Annotated in this window: 2 protein-coding genes; one reads left to right on the top strand and one right to left on the bottom strand. The window is 62.9% G+C overall.

The genetic code is table 11. The annotated features are described in order from the left end of the window. The coding region (gene map, locus Q0O05_RS11690) for a type I methionyl aminopeptidase (RefSeq protein ID WP_293663228.1) at positions 1-767 on the bottom strand (767 nt) is incomplete at its 3' end. Positions 768-888: 121 nt separating this feature from the next. Here map and purL point away from each other — a divergent pair. Beyond that, a partial coding sequence (gene purL / locus Q0O05_RS11685; RefSeq protein ID WP_293663226.1) for a phosphoribosylformylglycinamidine synthase occupies positions 889-3,977 on the top strand: 3,089 nt, incomplete at its 3' end.

The following is a 3,977-nucleotide window of genomic DNA, read 5'->3' as shown; positions in this document are numbered from 1 at the left end:
AGGGTCAACACCTCATAACCGGTGGGGGTCACCAACACGGTGTGCTCCCACTGGGCCGACAGGGAGCGGTCCTTGGTGACGATGCTCCAGCCGTCTTTCTCGGGGCCTTCTTTGATGTCTTTGCCGCCGGCGTTGATCATCGGCTCGATGGTGAAGGTCATTCCTTCTTTGAGTTTTTCGAGCGTGCCCGGGCGGCCGTAGTGCAGCACCTGGGGTTCTTCGTGGAAGACCTGGCCGATGCCATGGCCGCAGAATTCGCGCACCACGCTGAAGCCTTTGCCTTCGGCAAATTTCTGAATCGCATGACCGATGTCACCTAAATGGATACCGGGTTTGACCATCTGGATGCCGACCCACATGGCCTCATAGGTGATGGAGCACAGGCGCTTGGCGGCAATCGAGCAATCGCCCACCAGGAACATACGGCTGGTGTCGCCGTGCCAGGTGTCTTTGATGACGGTGATGTCGATGTTGACGATGTCGCCCTTTTTCAGCTGCTTTTCATTGGGAATGCCGTGGCAGACCTGATGGTTGACCGAGGTGCAAATGGACTTGGGGTAGGGCGTGTTGCCGCCACCGGTGTAGTTCAGCGGCGCCGGAATGCCGCCTTGCACCTGGGTGATGTAGTCGTGGGCCAGCCGGTCGAGCTCGTTGGTCGTGACGCCGGGTTGCACGAAGGGGGTGAGGTAATCCAGAACCTCCGAGGCCAGCCGGCCCGCAACGCGCATGCCCGCAACGCCTTGGGCATCTTTGTAGGTGATAGTCATGGGGCCTGATTATCCCACCGGCGCCCCCGGGGCACACCAGCGTGCACGGGTAAAATTGGTTGCTCTGCCAGTCTCCTCTCGCCACGCGGCTCCCGTCTTCGCCCCTTACTAGGCCACCACAGTGACCCTGCACATCACCACTTTCGAGGGCGGCAATGCCCTCAGCCATTTCCGTATCCAACAAATCCTGCCCGCCCTGCACGGCGTGAGCGACAAGATTTCCGGCATTGCAGCGCGCTTTGTGCATTTAGCGGCGACCGAAGCCCCGCTGGACCAGCCCCTGGCGGACAAGCTCGCCAAACTCCTGACCTATGGCGACCCCTACACCGGCCCCACACAGGCTAGCTCCGGTGGCCCCACGATTGTGGTGAGCCCCCGTTTCGGCACGGTGAGCCCTTGGGCTTCCAAGGCGACGGACATTGCCCATAACTGTGGCCTGGCCGTGAAGCGGGTGGAGCGTCTGGTCGAATACCGGCTGACCTTGAAGAATGGACTGCTCAGCAAAGCTGCGTTGACTCCCGAGCAATTGCAGGCTGTGGCCGCCTTGCTGCATGACCGAATGACCGAAAGCGCCATGCTGGACCTCGCGCAGGCGCAAGAGCTGTTCAATGCCTTGCACCCCGCGCCCATGGACCATGTGGACGTGCTCAGCGGCGGTAAGGATGCCTTGGTGAAAGCTAACACCCAGTTCGGTTTGGCGCTGGCCACTGACGAGATCGACTACCTGGTGGACGCATTCACCACGCTGGGCCGCAACCCGACCGACGTGGAGCTGATGATGTTCGCGCAGGCCAATAGCGAACACTGCCGCCACAAAATCTTCAACGCCCAGTTCACCATTGACGGCGTGGCGCAAGACAAGAGCATGTTCGGAATGATCCGCAACACGCACCAGCTCCATCCGCAGTACATGCTGGTGGCGTACTCGGACAACGCCTCGGTCATGGAAGGCGTGGAAGTCGAAAGATTTATAGCCAAATCGGCCACTGGCACTGGTGGGGTCTGCGCAGCTAGCTATGAAAAACATAGCAAGATAAACCACATTCTGATGAAGGTGGAGACCCACAACCACCCGACCGCGATTTCCCCATTCCCCGGCGCCTCTACCGGCGCGGGCGGTGAAATCCGCGACGAGGGCGCCACCGGCCGCGGCTCCAAGCCCAAGGCAGGCCTGACCGGCTTTACCGTATCCAAGCTCTGGGGCGGCCTGTCCGACCAGCCCGGAGGCAAGCCCCAGCACATTGCCAGCCCGCTGCAAATCATGGTCGAAGGCCCCTTGGGCGGTGCGGCGTTCAATAACGAATTCGGCCGGCCTAACTTGCTGGGCTACTTCCGTGAGTACGAGCAGACGGTGGCCAGCGATGTGGACACCGTGGCGCGCGGCTACCACAAGCCCATCATGATCGCGGGCGGTCTGGGCATCATCGATGCTGACCAGACCCACAAGATCGAATTTCCCGCCGGCAGCCTGTTGATCCAGCTGGGCGGCCCTGGCATGCGCATCGGCATGGGCGGCAGTGCCGCCAGCTCTATGGCCACCGGCGCGAATGCGGCCGAGCTGGACTTTGACTCGGTGCAGCGTGGCAACCCCGAGATTGAGCGCCGCGCCCAAGAGGTAATCAACCAGTGCTGGATGATGGGCACAGAGGGAGGCCCCTCCGGTAGCGGCAACCCCATCCTCGCCATCCACGACGTGGGCGCCGGCGGTTTGTCCAACGCCTTTCCCGAGCTGACCAACGACGCGGGCCGCGGCGCGCGCTTCGACCTTCGTGCTGTCAAGCTCGAAGAGTCCGGCATGGCGCCCAAGGAAATCTGGTGCAACGAGAGCCAGGAGCGCTATGTGCTGGCTATCGCCCCCGAGTCCTTGGAGCTGTTTCAGGCCCTGTGCGAGCGCGAGCGCTGCCCGTTTGCCGTGATTGGCGTGGCCACTGAGGAGCGCCAGCTCCACCTGGTGGACGGGGGCGCGGAGTCTCCGGTGGACATGCCCATGAACGTGCTACTGGGCAAACCGCCCAAGATGCACCGCGATGTACATACGGTGGCACGCCAGTTCAAGCCGCTGGACCTGACCGGCATAGACCTGCAAAAGGCGGTCATTGACGTGCTGGCGCACCCCACTGTGGCCTCCAAGCGATTTCTCATCACCATCGGCGACCGCACCGTGGGTGGTTTGACGCACCGCGACCAGATGGTCGGCCCCTGGCAGGTGCCGGTGGCGGACTGCGCGGTGACGCTGGCCGACTTCAAAGGTTTTGCCGGTGAAGCCATGTCCATGGGCGAGCGCACTCCCTTGGCCGTGCTCAACGCACCCGCGTCCGGCCGCATGGCAGTGGCCGAGGCCATTACCAACCTGCTGGCAGCTCCCATCGAACTGCCGCGCGTGAAACTGTCCGCTAACTGGATGGCCGCCTGCGGTGAACCGGGCGAAGACGCCGCGCTGTATGCCACCGTCAAGGCGGTCGGCATGGAGCTGTGCCCCGCGTTGGGTATTTCCATCCCTGTGGGCAAGGATTCGTTGTCCATGCGCACGCAGTGGAAACAGGCAGAGGAGGGCCCCTCCGGTAGCCGGGCCATAGACAAGAAAGTGACCTCGCCCGTCTCGCTCATCGTGAGCGCATTTGCCACCCTGAGCGATGTACGCGGCACGCTGACGCCGCAACTCAACGCGACCGAAGACACCACCCTGGTGCTGATTGACCTGGGGCGTGGCCAGCACCGCATGGCCGCCAGCATCCTGGCGCAAACCCTGGACCAGGTGGGTTGCACCCACAAAGATGGAGTGCCCGATCTGGACCATCCGCAAGACCTGGTGAACCTGGTCAACGCGGTCAACGCACTGCGCGCCAAGGGCCAAGTGCTGGCTTACCACGACCGTGGTGACGGTGGTCTGCTGGCGACCGTGGCCGAAATGGCCTTTGCCGGTCGGGTGGGCGTGGCGATGAATGTCGACATGCTGGTCACCGAGGGCGACGGCATTTCTGACAGCCGCATGGACGTGGGCGACAGCAAAAACTGGGCAGGGCAGGTGGGCGCCCGCCGTCAGGAACTCACGCTCAAGGCACTGTTCAGCGAAGAGCTGGGCGTGGTGCTGCAAGTGCGCACCTCAGAGCGCTCGGAGGTGATGGCCACACTGCGCGAGCATGGCTTGTCCAAGTTCAGCCACTTCATTGGAAAGACGCGTCCAGCGGCGGTGCCGGCTACCGCAGGGGC

It is taken from the genome of Rhodoferax sp. OV413, assembly GCF_945881795.1.
Taxonomy (GTDB): Bacteria; Pseudomonadota; Gammaproteobacteria; order Burkholderiales; family Burkholderiaceae_C; genus Allorhodoferax.
The sequence above is the reverse complement of the archived record's forward strand: the minus strand, read 5'-3'. Positions and strand labels throughout refer to the sequence as shown.